Raw genomic sequence first — 24,086 nt, forward strand, 5'->3', positions numbered from 1 at the left:
TAGTATGAAGTAGGAGAAGTAAAGAAGAAGGAGTAACTAGTATTCTAAAAGGGTAATTTTAAAGCATGCTATCCAGCATGGGGGCTTTCACTAGGGGTAAGAGCCAAAATAGATAGGGCATGAATTTCGGTAGGGAAGTGCTTATTTAAAGCGGCATAGACAGCACGATGGCGCTTTACTTGATTTAAGCCATCAAACTCCGGTGCAATAATCATTAGCTTAAAGTGGCCACCGCCAGTTGCAGCTCCAGCATGCCCAGCATGGAGATGGCTTTCATCCTCAATATCTAAGAACTGTAGCTGAAAGACATTTCTAAGATCTATCTCCATGAGGCGAATACGCTCTTGATTGATATTCATTCTGGGGTTTCCTCCATGTGACGACTCAGCCATACACCTTGAAGAATTACAAAAAAGATTAATAAGCCTGTGCTGCCAAATAGTTTGAAATTCACCCAAGTTTCTTCTGAGAACTCAAAAGCAATATATAAATTGAGTGCGCCCATCAATAGAAAGAATACGGACCAAGCCATATTCACTTGATGCCAAATAGATTGCGAGCGGGGCTCTTTGAGGGTAATTTGCTTGCCCATCAGCACTTGGATCCAGTTCTTATTAAAAAACTGAGCACTAATGAATAGAGCGGCAGCAAAGAGCCAATATAAAGCGGTAGGTTTAAGTTGAATAAAGGTTTTATCGTGCAAGAAAATAGTGAGACTACCAAACACCAAAATCATCACAAGGCTGACCCACTGCATGGCATCTATTTTTCTGTGACGGTAATACACCCAGAGAATTTGTCCAATAGTAGCCACCATGGCAACAATCGTTGCGGTATAGATATCCGCATATTTAAAGGCGACAAAAAAGAGAATGATTGGGAATAGGTCAAATAGAAATTTCATAGGGGCATTATCCAGCTATTTGCAATCTAGCCTACATCACTTGGTTTGGCATTCTCTGAGGGTAAAAAACGGAGGGAAGCTGAATTAATGCAATAACGAAGCCCGGTTGGCTCTGGACCGTCGTTAAACACATGTCCTAAGTGTGCGTCACACTCAGTGCAACGTACTTCGATCCGCACCATGCCATGCGTCATATCCTTGATTTCGGTAATAGCCGGGCCATGCTTGGGAACGTTATAACTGGGCCATCCACAGCCAGCATCGAACTTACTAGAGGAATCAAATAGAGGAGTATTGCAACAAACGCAGGTGTATTGACCTTTGCTCCAGTGATCCCAGAACTCTCCTGTAAATGGATGTTCCGTTGCCGCTTCACGTGTCACGCGGTACTGAATATCACTTAACTCTTGCTTGTATTGCTGGTTTGTTTTTTTAGTCATGGGATCTAGCGTTCAATATGGATCGTTAAGAGGAGCAACTTACGGAAATTTTCTCTGCATTTTCTGAAGGTGGCTGAGCATAGGCCTCGTACTCCGGCTGTTCATCATAGGGATGACTTAGTAGAGTTAGCAGTAAAGTAGTCTCGGAATAATCTCCCTCTTGTGCTTTTTCTATAGCAGCCTGTGCGAGATGATTTCTTAAGATGTATTTTGGATTGATCTGATTCATCGCGCTTTTACGCCCTTGATCACTCGTAGGCTCACTCTGCAGTCTAGCGAGATAGTCTTTAAACCAGAGATCTATTTTTTCTCGATCGATAAATTCATCTCTCAATTGAATACTTCCTGCAGCAGCATCTTTCTTTATATCACTTAGCTTACGAAAGAAGCTCGTAAAGTCAACGTGGGAGTCATTCATGATTTGTAATAAGTTTTCAATCAAAGCAATATCTTCCGATTGCTCTGTTTTCAAACCCAGCTTACGCCTAAATATACTTTGCCATTCTTGAGCATACGTAATGGGAAAGGATTCTAAGGCGGTTCGTAAGAGCGTTTGCGCTTCTTCTTCAGAATGATCTAATTCAATCAGGGGTAGCATGGCACTGGCAAGGCAAGCCATATTCCAGTGCATGATTTGAGGCTGACGGTGATAGGCATAGCGCCCACCATGGTCACTGTGGTTACAGATGTGATCGATTTCAAATTGATCTAAAAATCCAAATGGGCCGTAGTCAATAGTCAGACCCAGCGCACTGATATTGTCGGTATTTAATACGCCATGACAAAAACCCACTGACTGCCACTGAGCTACTAACTTCGCATTACGATCTGCGATAGCCGTGAACAAGCTTAAGTAAGGTATCTTGCTTTGCTTGCATTCTGGATAAAAAGAGTCCAACAGTAGATCTGCTAATTCTTGAAGGCGCACAATATTTTCGGTCGAAGCGAAGTGCTCAAAGTGACCGATGCGAATAAAGCTTGGCGCTACCCTTGCACAGACTGCAGCCGTTTCTAACGTTTCTCTAACAACAGGTTTTTTTGATCCCACCACAGAAAGAGCGCGGCTTGTCGCTATCCCTAGAGCGTGCATCGATTCACTGCATAGAAATTCCCGAATAGAGGAGCGTAAAACAGCTCGACCATCACCCATGCGTGAGTAAAGCGTTTTTCCAGCCCCCTTGAGTTGCAGCTCTTGACCATGAATATCACCTAAAAGAATGGCGCGACCATCACCGAGCTGACCCGCCCACACGCCAAATTGATGACCACTATAGGCTGTGGCAATGGGGTCTTTAAACGCTATAGAATCAAGCGTCAATATATTGCCCGCTAAAAGTTCTAAACACTGCGGGTCACTGGGTAAACCTTCTGGGGTTAATTTCAAGCCAATCAAATCTGCTACGTCGGGTGAAAATGCAACCCAATACGGATCTGGCAGCGGGGTAGGTTGCGTGATTTGACAAACGTCGTCGCCGCGAAGAGTAAATGGCATATCTGTATTTTATGGGTAATTCCCATTCATCACAGAAGCCTTTAAAATAACCATATGAACGACAAAATACAGCTTAATCCCGAAACTCAGCTTGCTAATCTTGGCCAAGAACTGAATGTTCCATTTTTAAAGTTACTAGGGGTACGTTGCCTCAGTGCAGAACTGGGTAAGGGCGAGATTCTTCTGGCGCTCAAACCAGAACATACCAATACCTGGGATGTGGCTCATGGCGGTGTTTTATTAACGCTCATGGATGTCGCAATGGCGGTAGCGGCGCGCTCTGGTGACCCTGCTGATCGTAGCGTTGTCACTATAGAAATGAAGAATAACTTTATGCAAGCCGCTAATGGCATTTTGCGTGTTAAGGCCGATACCGTGCGTCGTACTGCCACGATGGCGTTTTGCGAAGCCAAACTCTATAACGATCAGGGTGAGGTTTGCTGTATGGCTACCGGCACCTTCAAATACCTGAAGCGCTTAGCTACTAAAAATGCGGATGGTGATCGAGTAATAAAAGAAGATCTACGCCAACAATCTGGCTCAGACTGACAGATTCGATCCTGGGGCGGCGCTCAGCTCACCCGTAATCACGTCATGCCCAATTGTGCCGCTTGCATCAAAGCGGCGTTCTACCATTTCAAAATTACCATCCTTACGCACTCTTAATAATGTGCTGGAACGCGTCCCATAGACCGGCGTTTTAATAAATGCAGCAGAGAGTGCTTTTTCCCATTCTGGATTAACGCCAGTACTAGGAAGTTCTTGCAGACTTGCTTCATGGGTATCTGCAAGTAGTTTTAAATATTGATCTGCATTCTTGAGTTCTCCTCTATCCATCGCTAGGGCTTGCGCAAATGCAGCGATACGGTGATTGACCTTTGGCCAAGGCGTATCCAGCATGGCATTAGATAGGCCATAAACGCCTGGATTTAAAGCTTGTTTAGGAAAAACTTTTCTTGGGCGAATCTGCTGCCCCATCATGAGGCGATTACTAACCCAGTGCATTTCTGCATTCTCAGGATTACTTAAATCCGCCATGAGCAGATTAAAACCGTTGTATTGCTCAAAACGCTTAGCGTTTTCTTGAATGTATTCGTGGGGCTGATGCTTACCTGTTAAGAAATCAACCGATAGTTCACCACGTGTTCTTGCATCCGGATTTTTTTCACTTGGCGCTCTGACATTCGTAAGAGCAGCAAAACGGCCTGTCTTTGTAAATCCTAACCAGGTACCCGGACTACCTAATACGTCCGCTCGGTCTCGACCGGCTAATACGTGAGGATGTTCATTCCACCATGCCATTGCTTCTGTATCGCGTTCGTAAAACTCATCGCGATTGGCCGCAACAACTAATGGATAGTCGGGGTGTGATTGCCAGGCAAAAAGGATGAGGCACATAGCAGAGTAACGGGACCTAAATTAAATCTCAATTAATGGGTAAGGCAGAGTATCTATTTGTAATACAGGGCCATCAGCGCCACCTAAATGAATCTGACCATTCTCAAGCGCTTCTAATTTGCACTCTACTTGAAGATCAATGCGGCTATCTTGATTTGGCGCATCGGCATTTCTAGAAGCTAGAACCACCATGCCACAGGGCTGAGTAGCATCCGCTGAATGGAATAGCTCGGTACCAGGCTTGCTGATTTCTAAGGCAGCGGGGCTGTCACTCAAATGTGCCAGCTGGAGACGTCGCTTCACTGCACCTCGATATTGACTACGCGCCACAATCTCTTGGCCGGGGTAACATCCTTTTTTAAAATCTACTCCCGATACGGACTCAAAGTTGATCATCTGGGGTACGAACTGTTCTTGTGTAGCAAGAACAATGCGCGGAATTGCGCTAATTACTTCTAAGGTGTTCCATTGGGCTAAGCCTTCTACATCACTTACAGTGTCATTGCCTTGGAACTTCTCTTGTGCCATGAGAATGCGCTTAAACGAATTTCCACCGCTCAAGACATCGGGCAATTGCAAAGCTAAAACTGCTGCTTCCTTATTTTCTAAAGCATGGACCTGTTCTCGGTTATTGAGATGGTATGCACCATAAATATTCCAATCATCAGAAGCATCAGTCACTTTGACTTTGGAACGCAGTACAAACATTGCCAGTCTTTTGGCAGTGCTTGCCGCAATATCTTTAGAAATAAATAAGGCAAATCGATCATCCGCATCAGAACTTTTTGGATATAGACCTAGCCATGCGCTCGACAAAAGACGTCCTTTGGGGGTGCAATAGCCCACTAAGCGAACAGCGCCGGCGCCTAAGGCAATTTCACCAGTCATCGTTCTCTTCAGACCCAGCACAGAATTGCTCAACTGACCCTGCAAGAGTGAGGCCGCATCAGGGCCTTCAACGAATATCAAACCCCATTCTGGAAGCAGGGTTAAACCTGAAGAGAGGTCAGATGGGGGAGAAGAGAGGATTTGGGAGCTGGTAGTCATGAGCTTTTATCATAGCGTGATGAGCAAAAAATTTCAGAGAAGATCGCTCTTCCGCAAAAAGCCCTCATTCAGAAGCCGATACTCTTACTTACTTCGCTTGCTCTTAGCGGTGGTAGCGCTATTGCTGACCTTATATGCGGCGATCTTTTTGTTGCCTGTAATTCCTAATGTCACCAATATCCCTGCAGATAGCAAAGCACTACCCAAAGAGTCTGCCTCGTATAAAGTCAAAATCTTGCCTCAATCAGGCCTATCGACTATATCTCGGCAGCTGGTCGATCAGGGCATAGAAACTTATCCTATTGTTTTTCAGATTGCTGCTCGGGCAATTTTTGTGGGTACAAGCCTCAAGCCTGGAACCTATCTGCTTCCCCTGAATGCCAGCCTGGGTAATGTGATTCTCCAAATAGCACGCGGAGATCGCATACGCGAAAGCATTGCCATTATTCCGGGAATGACGATTTGGCAATTACGTGCCGTCATAGATGCCCATCCCGCTTTGATTCATCAGACAAAAGGGATGAGCAACAAGCAATTGCTTCAGAGTCTTAATCTCAATTACCCGAGCGATGAAGGTATTTTCTTTCCCGATACCTATATTTTTGACCCAGATGATTCCGATCTCTTTATTTATAGGCGTGCAGCCCAAGCAATGCAAAAACAATTAAACGCTGCATGGGAGCTAAGAGACATCAAAACACCCTTAAAAACCCCGTATGAACTCCTGATTTTGGCTTCTATTATTGAAAAAGAGACTGGGCGGTCTAGCGATCGACCTTTAGTTGCCTCGGTATTCATCAATAGATTAAATATCAACATGCCCTTACAAACGGACCCAACGGTAATTTATGGGATTGGACCCCGTTTTGATGGAAATTTACGGAAAACCGACCTTCGCAAAGACACTCCCTACAATACTTATATGCGTAAAGGTTTACCACCCACTCCCATTGCCATGCCCAGTAAAGAATCGCTGAGGGCAGCGGTACAGCCCGCCCAAAGTAATGCGCTTTACTTTGTGTCTCGCGGTGATGGCACGAGCCAATTTTCAAAGAGTTTAAGTGAGCATGAAAATGCAGTTGATCGATATCAGCGTAAGCAAGTCGCGCTGTCTCGAAAAACTACGCAATAATTAATGATTAATACATTTGTGACTAAGCTATGAGCAATCCATATCCCGGTTATTTCATCAGCTTTGAAGGCATCGATGGTGCTGGCAAAAGTACCCATATCGAAGCTTTCGGTGAGCTAATGAAAACCCGTTATCCAGATCGCGAGCTTGTTTTGACACGTGAGCCTGGAGGAACAGTTTTGGGCGAGCAATTACGCGAACTCTTGCTGCATACCCCCATGCATTTAGAAACCGAGGCTATGTTGATGTTTGCTGCCCGCCGTGAACATATTGCACAAGTTATTGAGCCCGCCTTACTTGCTGGCAAGATCGTGATCTCGGATCGCTTTACGGATGCGAGCTTTGCTTATCAAGGAGGAGGACGAGGCCTGAGTCTGGATAGGCTAAATCATTTAGAGCAGTGGGTACAAGGCCGTCCTGATGGCTCTCTACTCCAGCCCAATCTCACTATTTTATTTGATCTGCCTGGCTCGATAGCGGAAGCGAGAAGATCAAAAGTCCGTGCCCCTGATAAATTTGAGCAGATGGATCTGAATTTTTTTGAAAAAGTCCGCCAAGAATATCTGCGTAGGGCCAAAGCAGATCCCCAACGTTTTCATCTCGTAGATGCGACACAAACTCAGGATGTGATTTGGCATGGTTTGCAGTCATTGGAGATCCCGCTTTAGATGAGTGACGCCATCTTGGCCGAGGCGCCAGTGAAGAAAATCGCTCCCTGGCTGCAATCTATTTGGAATGGGCTAGACCTCACTGCTTTCCCCAGTGCTGTCTTGATACATGGTCAATCTGGTATTGGAAAATTTGAGTTTGCTATTGAGTTAGCGAATGCATTGTTATGCGAGAGCCCAGCGAATCAACCTAAACCTTGTCATGCCTGTGAAGCCTGTCGCTGGTTTAGCTCCGGTAATCATCCTGACTTTATTTCCTTAGTACCAGAAACACATCGCAAGTTACTACCGCAAGGTGACTTTGATACTGATATAGATAGCCCGAAAAAATCAAAAGCTGCTCAAGCGGACAGCGATGGTGAGGCTGCAGAAAAAAAAGAAAAGAAGAATATTTCTATTGAGGAGACTCGCAGCGCCATTGAAGGACTCTCGATTGGCTCACACCGTGGTGGTAATCGTGTAATTTTGATTTATCCCTTAGAAATGCTTAGACCGGACTCTGCTAATACCTTACTTAAGTCTCTTGAAGAGCCACCAGCTAGAACTATTTTTATTTTGTTAGCAGATCGTTTGGATAGGGTTCTGCCTACTATTCGTTCACGCTGTCGGCTGGCATCTGCTCCAAGGCCTGATCGCTCTGAGGGCTTGCTCTGGTTGAAGCATCAATTGTCTAGCGTCTCTGGACTGAAGTTAAATGATGGGGATGTGGAATCTATTTATGACGAGCAGGGTGGGGCACCATATGCTGTTTTAGATTCTTTACTCGCGCGCCATCATCAAGATGAAAAAGATGAACTGACTATTGCTATTCAGGCATCACGGTATTTATTACAAGCGATGTCGCAGGGTTCTCAAATTAATTGGCTTGATGCGGCTGAAAAGACCCAGAAAGCCCGTTACTCAGTTCTTCTAGCAACGATGCAACGCTGGACCTCAGATTTGCAGAGTTGCAAACAAATGGGTGAACCGAGGTTTTATCCAAAACACATCGCGAAGATCACAGCCCTTGCCCAGCAAGCGCGACTCGCCAAATTATTACTTTTTTGGAAGGCCCTGACGGTAGCTCGTCGCCATGAAAATCATCCTTTAGCAACCCGCGTCCAACTAGAGGCACTACTTTCTCAATATCAACAGATCTTTGAAGACTAAAATAGCAATCTATGTTTATAGATTCGCATTGCCACCTCGATTTCCCTGAGTTTTCATCTCGCCTTCCTGAGGTCTTGGCCAATATGGCTGCCTCTCAGGTAACCCATGCTTTATGTGTTTCTGTGGATATTCCAGATTTTCCTAAGGTTCGCCAACTCGCCCTAGATCACGCCCATTTGTATGCTTCTGTAGGTGTGCATCCCGATTACGAAGATACGCCCGAGCCCACCCTAGAATTTCTGCTCACTGAAGCACAGCACCCCAAAATCATCGCGATTGGCGAAACGGGCTTGGATTACTACCGTATGGGTGATAGAAGCTATGAATCCATGGAGTGGCAGCGTGAGCGCTTTAGAACCCATATTAGGGCGGCAATTGCCTCTAAAAAGCCCTTGATCATTCATACACGGTCTGCTTCAGAAGATACTCTGCGTATCTTGAAAGAGGAGGGTGCTGATCGGATAGGCGGGGTGATGCATTGCTTCACAGAAACCACTGAAGTAGCCAAAGCAGCCATCGATATGGGCTTCTATATCTCATTTTCAGGCATTGTGACCTTTAAAAGCGCCAAAGATCTACAAGCAACCTGTAAAGAGGTTCCTATGGATAGACTACTAATAGAGACGGATTCACCTTATTTAGCTCCGATACCGTATCGCGGCAAAACCAATGAGCCTGCCTGGGTATCCAAAGTCGGTGAATATGTTGCTGAGTTAAAAGGGGTTTCTGTTGCATCCTTGGCTAAACAGACTTCAGATAATTTTTTTCAATGTTTTCAATTAAATAGAGCAGCTTTATGAGAGTTTCATTTAAATACAAGATCCTTTTAAGCTCAGTATTCATCAGCTTTTCGGGTCTGGCTTTTGCCCAGACTGCGGCTCAAGTGGAGAGCTTTACCAAGGCAGCCAAGTTTGATGATGTATCTGAAATCAAAGCCTTGCTGAAATCAGGCATTAGCCCCAATACAGTCGATCCTATGGGCAATCCGATGCTAATCGTTGCCATCAAGGATAAATCCCCCAAAGCAATTGATCTTTTGCTTGCAGATAGCGCTATTGAGGCTAATTTAAGTAATAAAAATGGTGAAACCCCCTTAATGATCGCTGCTATTGAGGGTGAGTTTCCAGTAGTTCAAAAGCTAGTTCTCAATATGAAGGTGGATGTCAATAAGACAGGTTGGACACCATTGCACTATGCCTGTGCCAGTGGCAGGCTTGATATTGCTCAATTTTTGTTAAAACAAGGTGCCAAGGTCAATGCGCTTAGTCCAAGTGACACCACGCCACTGATGATGGCTGTAAGTTCTGGTAATGAAGAGCTAATTAAAGCGCTATTAGATCAAGGTGCTGACTTACAAATGCGTAATCATGAAGGCTTCTCAGCGATTGATGTGGCAGCATTATTTGATAAAGACCATATTCGTGATGGCTTAATGTCTCGTTGGGTAAAGCTTTATAAGAGCCCATATCCAGGCGGTCCTAAGAAGTTTGCTTCCTAGTCCTACTATAAATCCTATAAAAGTAACTGCGTATAATCATTATTATGTCAAATAAGAAATGGACCTTGATTTACTTGGCTTCCCTAGCGATGTGGAGCAATTGTAATGAATGATTTCTTGTCCTACTTTAGTGGGATAGATGACTTACCAAAGCTAGGGGTCCTGTTTACAGAAATTAATGGTGACATGGGTGGTGGCCAAATATGGATAGTCTTGACGTTGGTCTGCCTGATGCTGACTTTTCATGGCCTAGCAGTTCTCGGGATTGCTGGTACTTTTCACTGGACCGATCGCAAGCTAGAAAACAGACAGATCTACGGCGCTAGCTTTCTGTCCTATTTCATCGCTATTTTGCTCATTATTGCAACCCACCTACTTGAAATCATCGTTTGGGCCTATATTTGCCTTGCCTTACAGGTACTTCCTGTTGGCCCCAATGCGCTCTATTTTGCCGGTGAAATGTACACCACAGTGGGTTACGGTACCTACGACATAGCCGAGCGTTGGAGAATTCTCCCGATATTCATCTCCTTTTCAGGAATTTTTGCGGTTTCCATGTCCGGTGCAGCACTGTATTCGATGATGGGCGCCTTACTAGGACGATCAGGTCAAAACCCTCAATCTGGCTCCGGTTTCTAGATAAAAGATTAGTTTGTTAGCTTTGCTTTATCGATAGGCGCTTTTTGCTTAAATACCAGCTCTAGAATGCGTCCACTGGATTCCATTGAACGTATTCTGCCTGGAAGCCAATCTAAGTCTCTGGCTAGCCAGATATCGACCTGACGCTTGTATGGATTGCTTTCTCTTTGCATCAGTGCATAGTGCCGATTGATCGCTTTACCTAGAGTCGGAATATCTTCCGTTTCTTTCTCGCCATAACTTTTAAATTGCCACATTTCTAAGGTGTTGTAATCCACTACAGGAATGGATCGGATCGAACCTGCCTCATCTATTTTGTCGCTGCCATTGAGTAATGAGGCAAGCTGAAACATCAAACTAAAGCGATCTTGGGTGCCGGGTAATATATCCGGTGTAAATTCAGGTTTTTCAGAGAAGAACATCTTCCCTCCTCCGCTAGCATCACGATCAAAGCGAGAGTATCGAGGGGGTTTATCCCCCCGCTGGGTCCAATAAATGGCCGGAGCCATGCCATAGGCATCGAGCGTACCGCGTGATTCAAATAGAAAAGGGCCTACGACAGCATAAGGAATGTTGATAGAAAGACGGTAATTATTGCCATCCACAACCCAATCTAGACTGGCTGTTTGTAATAGCTGCCCATCTAGAAAAGCATCAAAGTACAAAGTACTGGATTCTGGCAGACTAAATGCTTGCCCGGTTTGATTACCAAGCTGCCCGCTACCACCACTACCCTCCTCCCCTTTAGCTAAATTAGCTATGGGATCAGCCGATACGGTAGATGAAATTTTTGGTGGCGCTTTCTTCTTAGGTGTATTCGATAGAGCAATTTTTTGTGGAGGCTCTACACGCAATTCTGTTTTGATGATTAAGTCATCTGCAATGGGCGGAGCATTACCAAATGAAAAGAAAGGCATTCCAAAAAATAGGATGAGATGCCCGGCAATAGATATGACAATTGCAACAAGCAAAATCCATAATGATTTTTTGGGCGTCACTTTAAATCAGTACGCTATTTAATGCGTAATAAATTGAATCACTGCAGGAAGGTGATCGGCATAGTTAGCAATACCATGATCACTACCTTCTAAGATGAGCTGTTTTGCTCCTGGATAAAAAGCAGCCATTTCTTTCCAGTCTAGTAACTCATCGCCTTGTGCGGCTATTAAAAAGTAGCGCTCGGGCTTAGAAATTTTCTCTACTTGAAGAGCGCGGAGCTCATCAATATATTCAGCTTTGAAATCAAAAGGCTCGTCACTATCGTAGGCTGTCATCATGCCAACATGGGGCGCCAGTTCTCTGGCTGCATATACCGCTGGATTTAATGCAATACCTTTGCAGTGATATTTCTCTGCAAGGTAATTGGTATAGAAGCCACCTAAAGAAGATCCAATAATCACAATATGATCAGCATGCGCTTGTTCAATATGCTGTGTCACCATCTCCATAGTGGCTTTTGGAGAGGCAAATAGTTGGGGACAATACCACTCATAAATATGAGTCGATGTAGAGAGAGCCTTTACCGCCTCACCAGTCATGACTGCTTTACTAGACCTCGGGGAAGAGCGGAAGCCATGCAGGTAGACTAGTAAGGTAGTGGTAGATGCCCCCTCTTTTTTCATTTCGCTATCAGGCCTTTTGCCCGATTTCAAAGTTCGCCATTTTTTCAAGCGCCTTCACCATGGCAGAGTGATCCCAGGCTTTGCCACCATAGGCTTCACAGGAATTAAATAAGGCTTGTGCTGTAGCAGTATTCGGAAGAGACACTCCTAAGGCTTTAGCACTGCTGAGAGCTAGATTTAAGTCTTTCTGATGTAATTCAATTCTGAAGCCAGGATCAAAGGTACGTTTAATCATGCGCTCGCCATGTACTTCTAATATTTTGGAGCTAGCAAAACCACCCATCAGCGCTTCACGTACTTTCGCTGGATCAGCGCCCGCTTTAGCAGCAAACACCAAGGCTTCGGCAACTGCCTCAATATTTAATGCTACGATAATTTGATTGGCAACTTTAGTAATTTGCCCAGCGCCATTGCCGCCGACCAAAGTAATGTTCTTACCCATTAATTCAAATAATGGTTTGACCTTTTCGAAGGTAGCATTATTACCGCCGACCATAATAGTCAGTGTTGCCCCTTTAGCACCAACTTGACCACCTGAGACTGGAGCATCTAAATACTCACAAGCTAAGTCATTCATCTTTTTAGCAAAGTCTTTTGTAGCGATAGGAGAAATTGAGCTCATATCCACGACGATCTTGCCTTTAGATAATCCGGATGCAATACCCTTATCACCAAAGAGTACTTTTTCTACATCGGGTGTATCAGGCAGCATGGTGATGATGATGTCGGCTTTTTGAGCGACTTCTTCAGGACTTGCACATACCTTAGCGGCACTCTTGGCTAATTCCTCAGGCACTTTACTGCGGGTATTAATAAATAGCTCATGGCCGGCAGCCAACAAATGACCTGCCATTGGTGCACCCATAATGCCTAGACCAACAAAACCAATTTTTAACTTGCTCATTTTTAATCCTTATTTTTTAGTTGAGTAGTGCGTAGTGAATAGTGAATAATACTCAGAGCATTCAATCTGTTTATGCGTATTTACCCATCCAGGATAAGCCAGCCTCTGTCGTTTTGAGGGGCTTGTATTCGCAACCAATGTAACCAGAATATCCCAGGCGATCTAAGAAACCAAAGAGGTATTCGTAGTTGATTTCACCGGTACCAGGTTCATTACGACCGGGGTTATCCGCCAATTGAATATGGCCAATACGATCGAAATACTTTTGCATAGTGTTTGCTAATTCACCCTCCATGCGTTGTGCATGGTAGATGTCATATTGCAAGAAGGCATTATCTGCACCGACCGCATCTAAGATCGCGATACCTTGTGCTGTACCTGAAAGGTAAAACCCAGGAACATCAAAAGTATTGATAGGCTCGATCAGAAGTTTAAGCCCTGCTTTTTTAAGTTCACTAGCTGCAAATTGAAGATTGGCAACAAAGGTGTCATGTAATAACTGTGGCGCCACACCAGCAGGTACCTTACCGGCTAGACAATTTAATTGAGGCACCCCGAGAACGGTAGCGTACTCAATCGCTTTTGTCACACCAGCACGAAACTCAGCAATCCGGTCTGGCAGACATGCAATGCCACGCTCTCCCGCATCCCAGTCACCAGCGGGTAAGTTATGCAAAACCAGTTTTAAGGCATTGTTATCGAGGGCACTCTTGATATCACTCGCTGCAAAGGCATACGGAAAAAGAAACTCGACGGCCTTAAATCCGCCAATCTTAGCAAGTGCAAAGCGCTCCATGAAGGGCACTTCATTAAACAGCATAGTGAGGTTGGCAGCAAAACGAGGCATGTGAATCCTTTAATAGTGAATATTCAGCAACCCCTGATGTTATCAAAGAAGCCTATAAACTTCCCTGGCGGGTCCTAGTGGGCTTCTAAACTGAATTTAAGGCCCAAAATACGCTAATATCAAGGCATAAATACTAAAAAGGAATGCTATGAAAATCAAATTTGCCCCTATTTCCCTACTTGCTGCTGCCCTATTGGCTAGTCCAGTCCTAGTCATGGCTCAAGCTCCAACTGCAGGATCCAACAAGCCAGTAGTAGTAGATGCACTGGTCACAGATACGGTTTATCAGCTGTATGAAGGTACGGTCACCAGCGTCGATAAAAAGACCCGTACCATCATGTTCAAAAACAATGAAGGTGAGTCTAAATTCATTGCCGGTCCAGAAATTAAGAACTTTGATCAAATTAAAGCTGGTGACCGTCTTAATGTGAGCTATGAGCTTGCTGTAGCTATTGAACTCATTAAAACTAAGAGTGATGGTATTCGGAGCAAAGTAGAAACTGCCTCAGAAACAACTTCTAAGGCTGGTGAGAAACCTACCCGTACTATCTCTAATACAACGACCATTATTGCTGACATCATTGCTGTAGATCGTGCCAAGAAATTAGTCTCTGTTAAAGGACCTAGCGGAAAAGTGACGATGGTGACCGTTAAAAACCCACAAGTATTGGCTGATGTAAGTGTAGGCGAGCAAGTCAAGGTAATTTATTTTGATGCTATGGCTGCATCGATTACTGCACCTAAAAAGAAATAATCCATGATGGTGGCAAGACGCTATTGGCGTCAGCGTCTGCGTTTAACGCTTGCTCTTGCTACCCTCACCCTCCTCTCGGCTTGTGCGAATACCACTCGCCCCGGGGCTGTAGGGGTCAATCGATCGCAATTTATGATGATCTCTTCTTCTGAGGTCAATCGTCTTTCTGCAATCAGCTATAACGAACAGAATAAAAAAGCCAAAGATAAGAATGTATTAGTCACCTCTGGCCCAATGTATGAACGTCTTAAGGTGATTGCTAATCGCCTCATTCCCCATACTCAAGAGTTTCGAGACGATACCCGTGATTGGGATTGGCAACTGACACTCATTGATGCGCCTGTATTAAATGCCACCTGCGCCCCAGGCGGAAAAATTACCTTCTACACTGGCATTATTAATCAGCTGAATTTGAGTGATGATGAGATTGCAGCCATCATGGGGCATGAGATTGCCCATGCTTTAAGAGAGCACGGCCGTGAAAGAGTCTCACAAGCAATGGCACAAAATCTAGTAGTCAATGTAGCCATGGCAGCGGCTGGCCCCTATGGCTCAGCAGTCAGCGTAGGAAACCAAGTGGCGCATTATGTTTTTGTCTTGCCCAACTCCAGAGACAATGAATCTGAAGCCGATGCAATTGGCCTAGAACTCGCAGCACGAGCGGGCTACAACCCGATGGGTGCAGTCAGTGTGTGGGAAAAGATGATTAAAGCTAATAAAGGTAAAAGCTCACCAGAGTTTCTATCTACCCACCCCTCTGGAGAAACCAGAATAGAGCAACTCACTGCCCTCATGCCAGCCGTAGAGCCTCTATATAAGGTGGCACCAAAGCCATCAACTAATAAATAAACAATAAAACTGTAAACACGAAGACCAGCAAAGTAATCTGGGCTAACTATCTTCTTTCTTAAGTAGGTAATCCAGCACTAATCCAAAAAAGCCAAGGAGAGCCACCCAAGGAATTGCAAATGCTATTTGAGCTGCAATAGAGCTTTTGCTATTTTCAGGATGAAGAAATCCAATAACAAAACCAGCAACTGCAAGAAGTAAGCCCCACTTGTATTTCATATTGAGATCTCTATTAGTGTTGAGATTGCCTAATTATGTAGCTTAAGTCAGCTCTAATACAAAAAAGTGGAAACTCGTAGGTAGGCTGGTGGGTAGAGAATCTAGAAAAAGAAAGAGCCCCATGGATAGGGGCTCTTAGGGTGATACTGGCGGAGCGGACGGGACGCTCCCTAGGGGTATATTTTTTCAGACAGGAAACCCATACGCCATATAGAATATGACCTACAGGGGAGCTTATAGGAAAGCCTTAGGGGTAAATTTAGGGGTAAGTTCAGGGGTAAATAGGTGTAGTATGAACTTATGAATTTACAAAATCCCACCCCATGAATGTAGAAAAAAGAGTTGACGGCTGGTATGCGTACCTCTCAGTTCCCAGTGATGTGAGGGAGCAAATTGGGAAGTCTAAATTTCTCAAGAAACTCTCTGCAACTGGAGCTAAGGGGAAAGCTTCTCAAGAGGCATCTCCAATAGTTACTGGCTGGAGACGGGAGATAGCACTTGCTAGATCTTCAGTGAAACAAGCTGAGCATCCCGAGTCCTCTATAGACTTGGCTTTAAGACTCAGAAACTTGCTTGAACTTTCTCCTGATGAAGGGGATAACCACCATGAGCGTGAAGTCCTTCAGGATGAGATTGATCGTATTGTTGAAAAGATCAGAGTAACTCAGGGCATAAAAGCTTCTTCGGATTTTCACCACACGGCATATGGACTTAAGACTCCCCTTCAACCACTCTATGACAAGTGGGCTAAATCCAAGCTAAATAACTACTCACCTAAAACAGCCGATTCATACAAGAGGGATGCTCAGGTATTTGTGAATAAGTTTGTTCACCTCGAGGCTGTTACAAGGAATGCAATGAAGGAGTGGATTTCTTTCCTCATGGACTACGGAGTAGATCCAAAGAATGTAAAGCCCATGACACGGACTACTCTTGAAGATCGTTTTATGTGTGGGGTTAGGCATCTCTATAACTACATCGACAGCATCGGACTTGTTGGTGAGAATGTTGTCAATCCGATGGTAGGTGTAATTCCAAAGGCTGAAAAGACAAAGGTAAATCTCTCCAATAAGGGGTGGATACCATTAGACCCAAAAGAAGTCTCCAGAATCTTTAAAGCTATTCCTGAGGATGACAAGCAACTAGCTACAGTTACTGCCATTGCAATGTTTACTGGCATGAGAATTAATGAGATTTGCTCCCTTAAAGTAGCCCACATCATTGATGCTGAAGGTATCAGGTGCTTTGATATTGTTGACTCGAAGACTAATGCTGGAATTCGTGTAGTACCCGTGCACCCCCTTCTAGATGCCCTTGTTGACAGACTGCTAAAAGAAGCACAAGGTGATGCTGAACAACCCCCTAAAGATGCCTATCTGATTGAAGGTCTTCAGAACAACAAGTACAGCAACAGATCGGATGCTGTAAGTAAACGCTTTGGTAGGCTTAAAAAGGAAATGGGCTTTGAGGCTAAGAAGGTCTTTCACTCCATTAGGAAGTGTGTTGTAACGCAGTTAGATAGGGCTGGATATCGTGAGACATCTATAGCCAATCTTGTAGGTCACGACAATCCGAATATGACTACGGGACGATACTCTGCTGGTATTGATGCACCTGTTATGTTGCCAATGATTAAGAGCTTGAAGTATCCCGATGTTGATCTTAAATAAGGATCTACCATGATGAGTGCATATTCCCCTTATATCTCCCCAGCTCGAGAAATAGCCCGTAAGGAAGCTCGTGATGCCATTGATGATGCCCATCCAGAGATCTGCAGTGACTCGATCAGGGACATGACAGGATTCCATGGGGATGATGCTCGGTGGTGCATTGAGTTAAAGCGAATGAGAACTGAAGAACACACAGGAGAATCTTAAAGCCTTGCTTTACCCATCAAGTCTTTAAGGGACACACCAAGAGCATCTGCAACCTTTATAAGGTTAACCATAGCAAGGTTATGTTCACCCCGCTCTATTCCACCCATATAAGAGCGATCAATTCCAGCGTCAACTGCCAAGGCTTCCTGAGAGATGTCCTTCTTGAGTCTTAAAGCACGAATAGTTTCTCCTAGAGCCTTGAGCTCAGAGTGATCTTCATGTCGCGGGAATGGTTTAGCCATACCCAATCATGCAATTGGGTTGGACTTAACACCACGGGATATAATACCAATCTATATAAGCATCTATTACCCACAAATAGGAATTCAAGTCTACCTAAGGAAGAAATGAAATTCGTATTTATCCTTTTATCAGCATTAGCTCTCAGTGCATGTTCTGTTAGGTATACGGAACGGATACCCGGTATTCAGCCCGGATATGTTGATACTCAATTGGGTCAAGATACCTATCAGGTAAAAGTTGGTGAGGCATGGCAGAAGGATTGGGCTGATCTTGAGAAGTTTGCAATGTATCGAGCCTCAGAAATAACAGAGTCTAAAAACAAGAGGTATTTTTTAGTTCTAAATTCGAGTACACAAATATCAACCTTCTATGTGACTACACCATCCAGTAGCTCAACAAACAGCACAGCATCCATTTCAGGATCGACTGCTTACATCTCCTCATCATCAATAGGAAGTCCATCAGTTACAGCCCCAATTAGCGGTGGATGGTACATCCTTGACTTTCGAATCCTCCCAAATGCCGATGTCAATGGGCGAGAAAAGGTTGTAGATGCCCAGCAAGTAAAGCATGACTATCAAGTTTTTATTGATGGGCGACGTTGAATACTTAATGACAACTAAGTCCCTATTCACCAACTCATATAAATTTAAAATGATTAAGTCAGCCTTGTTAACCCTATTTCTTGTTATGTATAACCCCCTCACCTATGCCGTCAGTCAAGAACAGGGTGAAGTAGTTAAGAAGCTCTTCGCTTGTAGCTCCGTTAAAGTAACTCCAGATAAAGGACAAATGGATACGGGCAACATCCAAGCTAAGGGATGCTTCAGATCAAATATCTATGTGTACGCAACAACAACGGGTTCTAGATTCAATGTAATGGTTGGCTTAGCAGATCTTGGTTCAAAGGAAGTTAAGACTGTTACCGAGTTTGCAAAAGGTGTTGGATATGTTAATTTGGATAATCAATCTGAGGTTTCATCTGGAAAACTAAAGGGCATTCCTCTTGGGGCTTATGCTCTTACCAAGGCAGGTGATGGTGTTGATATGTTTATTCCTTTTTCAGAGGTAGATAAACCAACTCAATACTGGAATACTCATTAACAACTAACGCTCTCCATAACTAAATTGATCGAGATGAAATGAATGATGTTGAATACTTCGGGAGAGTCCATCAGAACCCTCCAAGTGTCGATGCTAATCGTCATCCCTACTTTGGCGGCAAGCGACCTGAGAAGGAAGTCAAGCCTCCCCCAGTAGTTCATGAGGAGATCCGAGTGAGAGATCCTGAGTTCATGGATAACGTAGATGACCAATAAGGAGTCCCTGAAAGACCTCTTTAGAAGACTTAAGGTCATCCCTGCTTCTGAACTACAGGCAACTAAGGATGCAGAGGCTATGAAGGCTTTGGAGTTCGCCAAGGCGGTTGAATCCGAGATGAGTCATAGGAAGACTAAGCCAGCACCTACAGGGTTCGTTAAGGAGACTCTGAGGTTTACTAGAGAGAAGTTAGAGGACTAGCCTCCTCCGCTGTTTATGGCAATATTGAGCTTATTTAGCGAGTATTTATGTCCAGTTTTGCTGACTTCTTAAGTAGTCTTGATCCTGAAGCTGGAAAGCGTGGGAAGCAATTCGAACATTTCGTTAAATGGTTTCTCAAGAATGATCCTGAGTGGTCAACTCAAGTCGATCAAATCTGGCTCTGGGAGGACTATCCTGAACGCTGGGGTGCTGACTGTGGAATAGATCTAGTCTTTAAGCATCGCAATGGAGAGACTTGGGCTGTTCAATCTAAGTGCTACTCCCCTCAGTACGACATTACTAAGAAGGATGTAGATACCTTCCTAAGTGAATCCAATCGTCAGGGTATCGATAAGAGACTGTTAATAGCCACTACAGATCGCATTGGTGCGAATGCTAAGCAAGTATGTGATGCCCAAGATAAGAAAGTAACGAGATACCTTCTCTCTCACTTTGAAGATTCTGCTATTGAATATCCCTCATCGATGAGTGAGCTATCTACAGCTAAACCTAAAGTTAAACCTCCTCCAAGATCCCATCAAATAGATGCAATAGAGGCTGTCTCAACTAAGTTTAAAGATGTAGATCGTGGTCAATTGATCATGGCATGCGGGACTGGGAAAACTTTTACAACCCTTTGGATCAAGGAAAGACTTCAGGCTCAATCAACGCTCGTCTTGTTACCTTCCTTAGGGTTACTATCACAGACACTTCATGAGTGGACTAGAGTTGCCAACGAACCCTTTGAGGTACTCTGTGTTTGCTCTGATGATTCAGTAGGGAAACGAGGCAATGATGAGGCAGTTCATTCTGTTGCAGACCTAGCCTTCCCCGTAACCTCAGACCCAAATGAGATTAGATCCTTCCTCAACAGATCCGGTAAGAAGGTGGTGTTCTCTACCTATCAATCCTCCCCTCTTATTGCTGAAGCTCAGGCAGATCAATCAACCCCCTACTTTGACTTAGCAATTGCTGACGAGGCTCATCGTTGTGCTGGTAAGGTCTCAGGAGACTTCTCTACCATCCTTGATGCCCAGAAGATCAGAGCTAACAAGAGACTCTTCACAACAGCCACTCCCCGAACTTACTCATCTTCAGTTAAGAAGGCAGCCTCTGAGAGAGGTATTGAGGTAGTTGGCATGGATGATGAAGAGGTCTTCGGTAAGCCACTCTTTAGTCTAAGCTTTGGTCAAGCCATCAAACTAGAATTGCTGACTGACTACCAAGTGGTCATTGTCGGTGTTGATAGCCCAATGGTCTCCTCTTGGATTGAGAATAGAGAGTTACTTAAGACTGAATCAGGTCTTGAAATAGATGCTGAGACCCTAGCCTCCCAAGTGGGACTCCTCAAAGCATTTAAAGATTACAACCTTCACCGAGTGATCAGCTTTCACAGTCGTGTGAAGAGAGCCGAAGAGTTCTCTCAGGATATCCATAAGGTTATTGAGTGGATGGATGAGAAACATCGCCCTAGTGGTGAGCTAAAGACTGACTTTGTATCTGGTGAGATGCCTACCGATAAGCGTAGGAGAAAGCTTGGTCAATTAAAAGGTCTGAGCGATAACCAAAGGGGTCTCTTAACGAATGCGAGATGCCTCTCTGAGGGAGTGGATGTTCCCTCACTAGATGGAGTTGCCTTCATTGACCCCAGAGGAAGCCAGATAGACATTATTCAAGCTGTGGGGAGAGCTATTCGCCTGAGTGCCAATAAGACTGCTGGGACGATTGTGCTGCCTGTCTTTATTGGTAGCGGAGAGAACCCTGAAGAGTTCCTTGAAGGAGGAAACTTTAAGCCAATATGGGATGTACTAAATGCACTGAAGGCGCATGACGATGTTCTTGCTGATGAGTTAGATCAGATGAGAACTGAGATGGGTAGAAAGGGTTCTTCAGTTGTAGAGGGAGCGTTTAATAAGATTGTGATTGACCTTCCTGTTTCCGTAGAGTCATCCTTTGGGGATTCCTTACGAACAGTGCTTGTTGAGAACATGACTGCCTCATGGGAGTTTTACTTTGGGCTTCTAGAAAGCTATAAATTAGCTAATGGGGATTGCAGTGTTCCAAAAGGTTTTAAAGCTCTCAATAAATACAATCTTGATAAGTGGGTTAGCCACCAAAGATCGGCAACTAATTCTGGGGCTCTGCAAGAAGATAGGGCAAATAGGCTTATTGCCTTAGGATTTGATCCTACCCCCTATGATTCAAAGTGGGAGCATAAATTTAGCTTAGTAAAAGAGTATTTCAATATTAATGGAACATCTAATATAGGAAGCCGAGACCCTAATCGTGAATTGGCTCGATGGGTAGTTAAGCAAAGAGTTAAATATCGAGAGAGTCGGCTTAGTGAACATCATAAAACTAAACTACAGAGTATTAATTTTGATCTTGAACGAAAAGATTTTGACCGCAAGAACGATTCAAACTTAACTTACCAAGAGGCTGTATTGGCTGTGAGTAAGCTAAGTATTCCTACTTCAAATAGCTACCAAGCTTGGGCAAGAGGAGATCAATCAGTCTACGGAGTGTTTCCTGATGACCTTCCTAGGTCACCTCAGCAGGTTTATCTTGATGCAGGATGGATAGATTGGTCTTCATTCCTAGGAACACTTAATCGTGATCAACAAACCAATGCTAATTGGCAAGATATGTTTGATCAATATAAACTTTATGCCTCGCAATTTATTACTCCTCCATCTCATATAAAAAGTTCTGACACTAAATTAAAAAATTGGATAAATACTCAAAGACAACAATTTAGAGAGAGTCGGCTTTCAAATCAAAGAATCAAAGAGCTTGAAAAGGTTGGGTTCATCTTTAATCCAAATAAGAAATAGTCTTCATCGCTTCGGACCAAAATATTCTGTAATAAAAATTTCTGTAGAGACTCAATCAATTCAGCCGAACGATTACCCCCCTTGACCCCTTCAATTTGTCCCTGAAAACACTCATCTCCAAGCATCCCCAGCAGTAATCCTCAGCCCTACTCAAGCAATCCTCACCAAGCCTCTTCATCAACTCCAGTCTACCTCTAAGCAATACTTGATGGGTCTGTAGCCTCTTCTCTCAGCGTGTCTCTTAGGGCTTCCTAGAGCCTCTCTAGTGATCCAATGAATCAGTCATAACAGTCACAACGAACTATGACATATGTTCCCCAAAAAATGTTAAGCTGATTGCTTGATTAAATGGGGGTTCTAGATGATTCAGTACATTACTTACAGACGGGTATCGAGTGCAGAGCAAGGACGCTCAGGACTGGGCTTAGAAGCACAATCGAGAGACATTGATACCTACCTCAAGGCATTCTCAGGGAAGCCCTACAAGGTCATTGGGGAGTTCCTAGAGATACTTTCTGGGGCTAGTGATGCGAGACCTGAGCTATTCAAGGCTGTTGCCCTTGCTCGTAAGACCAAAGCTATCCTTTTAGTGTCCAAGCTCGATAGGTTGAGTCGTAAGGTGAGCTATATCTCTGCCCTTATGGAAGATAAGACTGTTCAGTTCAAGGTAGCTAACCTTCCACAAGCCAGTAACTTTGAGTTACATTTATATGCCTCTCTGGCTGAGCAGGAACGGGCATTCATATCTGAGAGGACTAAGGCTGCCCTGCGGGAGGCTCAAGCACGAGGAGTCAAGCTGGGAGGTCTCAGAGATAGCACTATGCAACGCAATAAGGTGAGAGCTGCCTCTGCCCTATCCTTCGCTAGATCGCTTGAGAAGATCGTTATGCCTAAGCACAAAGCTGGAGAGTCCCTTAAGGACATTTCAGTAGCTCTTAACGATGCTGATATCAAGACTGTGCGAGGTGGTGTGTGGACTTCGATGCAAGTATCGAGAGTTATTGGGCGGTTACAAGCAGATGCTCCAGTTCGCTCTAGGACAGTTCAAGTAGTAATTCGGAAGACAGTCATTGCTCCGGTGATTTGAGTGTCTTGAAGGTGTCTTAGGGGGCTTTCTAGAGGGGCTTTAGGGGTGTATCTGACCCAAATTATCTGAAACGGGCTATTTGCTCGAAATAAAGCCTGTAGTGGCGAATCAACTAAAAATGTCAGCGTCCAGCATCAGAAGTGAAACCCTAAATACCTGACAAAAAACAGACTTAATAGCCCTCTAAGCCATGCTGGGTATGACTTAAAACTTAACGGCATAGTCGTTAAAGCTTTTGTTTTTCTCTTAGGGGGAATGCCGTTAACTTAAGGCTAAGTTAGATGCTCAGTTTTAACTGGTGGTGGTTGTATCGCTAAGGAATCGCTCAGCATCTCTTAGAGCATCTTTATGAAACCCCTAGCAACTCCATTAGCCCACCCCAGTGATCCCATTAACGATCTAATAGTTGCGCCATAAAGATGCCTCTAAGTTTCCCTTAAGGAAACACCACCACCAAGTAACCCCTTTCAATCAATGATGAGACAACCTGATGAGCATCCCTTGAGCAAACACTGCCCCATCTCTAAGTAACTCTCTTAGTCCGTCCTCAGCTTTACTTAGAGTCTCCTCAGCATCTCCCTCGAGCATCATGGCGGTTTCGCCCAGCAGTACTGAACTTTCCCAGCCTTGGCTATTAGAGTCATCCTCAAGTATGAACATCAGCACAACCTTAGGGTCTTGAGCAGCTCTCTGAGCTTTGATGATCGAATTGATTGTCTGTTTCATCTTGGTAGTCCTGATCGTTGAGTAAGCGTTTAGCTTAACGATTGACCACCAATAAACCAACTACAGAAAATCTATCTTATTGACGCTAATCATGACTTCTAAATTTTTACAGCTTAGAAATGATTTCTGATCTGCAACTAAATGATCTAGTGAATGATTGGTCACCCGCTTCCCCCACGGGCTTTGTAGTCGGAATCTGTTAGCTGACTTAGGGTTGCCGATCAATACTTTGCGAT

General features: G+C 44.3%; 30 protein-coding genes. 17 read left to right on the forward strand and 13 right to left on the reverse strand.

What is annotated here, in order from left to right; genetic code table 11:
* Nucleotides 1–68 precede the first annotated feature (68 nt).
* From DCO16_RS05405 to DCO16_RS05420, 4 genes are read right to left on the reverse strand one after another with little or no spacing between them, the layout of a single operon-like run.
* Nucleotides 69–359, reverse strand: a complete 291-nt coding sequence (locus tag DCO16_RS05405) for a BolA family protein (RefSeq protein WP_173942713.1) — start codon at nt 357–359, stop codon at nt 69–71.
* Entirely contained in the window at nt 356–904 is a 549-nt protein-coding gene (locus DCO16_RS05410; protein ID WP_173942714.1) for a septation protein A, read from the reverse strand. Before DCO16_RS05410 ends, DCO16_RS05405 begins: the two co-directional genes overlap by 4 nt.
* A 26-nt stretch (nt 905–930) precedes the next feature.
* Entirely contained in the window at nt 931–1,344 is a 414-nt protein-coding gene (msrB, locus tag DCO16_RS05415; RefSeq protein WP_173942715.1) for a peptide-methionine (R)-S-oxide reductase MsrB, read from the reverse strand.
* Between the two features lie 25 nt (nt 1,345–1,369).
* Nucleotides 1,370–2,836: a protein adenylyltransferase SelO gene (locus DCO16_RS05420; RefSeq protein ID WP_173942716.1), complete on the reverse strand. Its 1,467-nt coding sequence runs from the start codon at nt 2,834–2,836 to the stop codon at nt 1,370–1,372.
* A gap of 54 nt (nt 2,837–2,890) precedes the next feature.
* On the opposite strand from DCO16_RS05420, the gene DCO16_RS05425 reads away from it, so the two are divergent.
* The gene (locus DCO16_RS05425) at nt 2,891–3,385 is read left to right on the forward strand and encodes a PaaI family thioesterase (RefSeq protein ID WP_173942717.1); all 495 of its coding nucleotides are present in this window, start codon (nt 2,891–2,893) and stop codon (nt 3,383–3,385) included.
* On the opposite strand, the gene DCO16_RS05430 is transcribed toward DCO16_RS05425, so the two are convergent.
* Together DCO16_RS05430 and ygfZ are read right to left on the reverse strand one after the other, a co-directional pair.
* Nucleotides 3,377–4,234 carry an NRDE family protein gene (locus DCO16_RS05430; protein ID WP_173942718.1) on the reverse strand — a complete coding sequence of 286 codons (858 nt, stop codon included), beginning with the start codon at nt 4,232–4,234 and terminating at the stop codon, nt 3,377–3,379. The two genes, DCO16_RS05425 and DCO16_RS05430, sit on opposite strands and share 9 nt — an antisense overlap.
* A gap of 21 nt (nt 4,235–4,255) precedes the next feature.
* On the reverse strand, nt 4,256–5,281 hold the full coding sequence (gene ygfZ, locus DCO16_RS05435; protein ID WP_173942719.1) for a CAF17-like 4Fe-4S cluster assembly/insertion protein YgfZ: 1,026 nt from the start codon (nt 5,279–5,281) through the stop codon (nt 4,256–4,258).
* Between the two features lie 19 nt (nt 5,282–5,300).
* Here ygfZ and mltG point away from each other — a divergent pair, with 19 nt between their 5' ends.
* The 6 genes from mltG (at nt 5,301) to DCO16_RS05465 (ending at nt 10,367) form a co-directional block, all read left to right on the forward strand.
* Nucleotides 5,301–6,413 carry an endolytic transglycosylase MltG gene (gene mltG / locus DCO16_RS05440; protein WP_173942720.1) on the forward strand — a complete coding sequence of 371 codons (1,113 nt, stop codon included), beginning with the start codon at nt 5,301–5,303 and terminating at the stop codon, nt 6,411–6,413.
* A gap of 29 nt (nt 6,414–6,442) precedes the next feature.
* Nucleotides 6,443–7,081 carry a dTMP kinase gene (gene tmk, locus DCO16_RS05445; RefSeq protein WP_173942721.1) on the forward strand — a complete coding sequence of 213 codons (639 nt, stop codon included), beginning with the start codon at nt 6,443–6,445 and terminating at the stop codon, nt 7,079–7,081.
* Nucleotides 7,082–8,230, forward strand: coding sequence for a DNA polymerase III delta subunit-related protein (locus DCO16_RS05450; protein ID WP_173942722.1), 1,149 nt, complete (start codon nt 7,082–7,084; stop codon nt 8,228–8,230). It abuts the gene before it with no gap.
* Nucleotides 8,231–8,241: 11 nt separating this feature from the next.
* Nucleotides 8,242–9,030 (forward strand): TatD family hydrolase, encoded by a 789-nt coding sequence (locus tag DCO16_RS05455; protein WP_173942723.1) that lies wholly within the window; start codon nt 8,242–8,244, stop codon nt 9,028–9,030.
* The gene (locus DCO16_RS05460) at nt 9,027–9,728 is read left to right on the forward strand and encodes an ankyrin repeat domain-containing protein (protein ID WP_173942724.1); all 702 of its coding nucleotides are present in this window, start codon (nt 9,027–9,029) and stop codon (nt 9,726–9,728) included. The genes DCO16_RS05455 and DCO16_RS05460 overlap by 4 nt, the downstream gene beginning before the upstream one ends.
* Before the next feature lie 105 nt (nt 9,729–9,833).
* Entirely contained in the window at nt 9,834–10,367 is a 534-nt protein-coding gene (locus DCO16_RS05465) for an ion channel (RefSeq protein ID WP_217426702.1), read from the forward strand.
* A gap of 8 nt (nt 10,368–10,375) precedes the next feature.
* On the opposite strand, the gene DCO16_RS05470 is transcribed toward DCO16_RS05465, so the two are convergent.
* The 4 genes from DCO16_RS05470 to hyi form a co-directional block, all read right to left on the reverse strand.
* Nucleotides 10,376–11,365, reverse strand: a complete 990-nt coding sequence (locus DCO16_RS05470) for a DUF3108 domain-containing protein (protein WP_254598111.1) — start codon at nt 11,363–11,365, stop codon at nt 10,376–10,378.
* Between the two features lie 18 nt (nt 11,366–11,383).
* Nucleotides 11,384–11,989 (reverse strand): YqiA/YcfP family alpha/beta fold hydrolase, encoded by a 606-nt coding sequence (locus DCO16_RS05475; protein ID WP_173942725.1) that lies wholly within the window; start codon nt 11,987–11,989, stop codon nt 11,384–11,386.
* A gap of 7 nt (nt 11,990–11,996) precedes the next feature.
* Nucleotides 11,997–12,893, reverse strand: coding sequence for a 2-hydroxy-3-oxopropionate reductase (locus DCO16_RS05480; protein ID WP_173942726.1), 897 nt, complete (start codon nt 12,891–12,893; stop codon nt 11,997–11,999).
* 70 nt (nt 12,894–12,963) lie between these two features.
* Nucleotides 12,964–13,740 carry a hydroxypyruvate isomerase gene (hyi, locus tag DCO16_RS05485; protein ID WP_173942727.1) on the reverse strand — a complete coding sequence of 259 codons (777 nt, stop codon included), beginning with the start codon at nt 13,738–13,740 and terminating at the stop codon, nt 12,964–12,966.
* 148 nt (nt 13,741–13,888) lie between these two features.
* Between hyi and DCO16_RS05490 the strand changes: the two genes are divergently transcribed.
* Nucleotides 13,889–14,494, forward strand: coding sequence for a hypothetical protein (locus tag DCO16_RS05490; protein WP_173942728.1), 606 nt, complete (start codon nt 13,889–13,891; stop codon nt 14,492–14,494).
* Between the two features lie 3 nt (nt 14,495–14,497).
* Nucleotides 14,498–15,343 (forward strand): M48 family metallopeptidase, encoded by an 846-nt coding sequence (locus tag DCO16_RS05495; protein ID WP_217426703.1) that lies wholly within the window; start codon nt 14,498–14,500, stop codon nt 15,341–15,343.
* Nucleotides 15,344–15,385: 42 nt separating this feature from the next.
* On the opposite strand, the gene DCO16_RS05500 is transcribed toward DCO16_RS05495, so the two are convergent.
* A complete protein-coding gene (locus tag DCO16_RS05500) occupies nt 15,386–15,562 on the reverse strand; it encodes a hypothetical protein (protein WP_173942729.1) in 177 nt (58 codons plus the stop codon).
* A gap of 323 nt (nt 15,563–15,885) precedes the next feature.
* Between DCO16_RS05500 and DCO16_RS05505 the strand changes: the two genes are divergently transcribed.
* Together DCO16_RS05505 and DCO16_RS05510 are read left to right on the forward strand one after the other, a co-directional pair.
* Nucleotides 15,886–17,232: a tyrosine-type recombinase/integrase gene (locus DCO16_RS05505; protein ID WP_173942730.1), complete on the forward strand. Its 1,347-nt coding sequence runs from the start codon at nt 15,886–15,888 to the stop codon at nt 17,230–17,232.
* A gap of 9 nt (nt 17,233–17,241) precedes the next feature.
* Nucleotides 17,242–17,439 (forward strand): hypothetical protein, encoded by a 198-nt coding sequence (locus DCO16_RS05510; protein ID WP_173942731.1) that lies wholly within the window; start codon nt 17,242–17,244, stop codon nt 17,437–17,439.
* Here DCO16_RS05510 and DCO16_RS05515 read toward each other — a convergent pair.
* The gene (locus tag DCO16_RS05515) at nt 17,436–17,681 is read right to left on the reverse strand and encodes a helix-turn-helix domain-containing protein (RefSeq protein WP_173942732.1); all 246 of its coding nucleotides are present in this window, start codon (nt 17,679–17,681) and stop codon (nt 17,436–17,438) included. The genes DCO16_RS05510 and DCO16_RS05515 overlap by 4 nt on opposite strands.
* Nucleotides 17,682–17,786: 105 nt before the next feature.
* Here DCO16_RS05515 and DCO16_RS05520 point away from each other — a divergent pair, with 105 nt between their 5' ends.
* The 6 genes from DCO16_RS05520 to DCO16_RS05545 all read left to right on the forward strand — a co-directional run bounded on the left by DCO16_RS05520 (nt 17,787) and on the right by DCO16_RS05545 (nt 23,124).
* Nucleotides 17,787–18,287, forward strand: a complete 501-nt coding sequence (locus DCO16_RS05520) for a CC0125/CC1285 family lipoprotein (RefSeq protein ID WP_173942733.1) — start codon at nt 17,787–17,789, stop codon at nt 18,285–18,287.
* Nucleotides 18,253–18,786, forward strand: a complete 534-nt coding sequence (locus tag DCO16_RS05525; RefSeq protein ID WP_173942734.1) for a hypothetical protein — start codon at nt 18,253–18,255, stop codon at nt 18,784–18,786. The genes DCO16_RS05520 and DCO16_RS05525 overlap by 35 nt, the downstream gene beginning before the upstream one ends.
* Nucleotides 18,787–18,824: 38 nt before the next feature.
* Nucleotides 18,825–19,001: a hypothetical protein gene (locus DCO16_RS05530; protein ID WP_173942735.1), complete on the forward strand. Its 177-nt coding sequence runs from the start codon at nt 18,825–18,827 to the stop codon at nt 18,999–19,001.
* Nucleotides 18,991–19,203 (forward strand): hypothetical protein, encoded by a 213-nt coding sequence (locus DCO16_RS05535; protein ID WP_173942736.1) that lies wholly within the window; start codon nt 18,991–18,993, stop codon nt 19,201–19,203. The genes DCO16_RS05530 and DCO16_RS05535 overlap by 11 nt, the downstream gene beginning before the upstream one ends.
* 47 nt (nt 19,204–19,250) lie before the next feature.
* Nucleotides 19,251–22,037, forward strand: a complete 2,787-nt coding sequence (locus DCO16_RS05540; protein WP_173942737.1) for a DEAD/DEAH box helicase — start codon at nt 19,251–19,253, stop codon at nt 22,035–22,037.
* Between the two features lie 361 nt (nt 22,038–22,398).
* Nucleotides 22,399–23,124: a recombinase family protein gene (locus DCO16_RS05545; RefSeq protein ID WP_173942738.1), complete on the forward strand. Its 726-nt coding sequence runs from the start codon at nt 22,399–22,401 to the stop codon at nt 23,122–23,124.
* 471 nt (nt 23,125–23,595) lie between these two features.
* On the opposite strand, the gene DCO16_RS05550 is transcribed toward DCO16_RS05545, so the two are convergent.
* Nucleotides 23,596–23,850, reverse strand: coding sequence for a hypothetical protein (locus DCO16_RS05550; protein ID WP_173942739.1), 255 nt, complete (start codon nt 23,848–23,850; stop codon nt 23,596–23,598).
* Nucleotides 23,851–24,086 lie beyond the last annotated feature (236 nt).

This window comes from Polynucleobacter antarcticus, assembly GCF_013307245.1.
Lineage (GTDB): Bacteria > Pseudomonadota > Gammaproteobacteria > Burkholderiales > Burkholderiaceae > Polynucleobacter > Polynucleobacter antarcticus.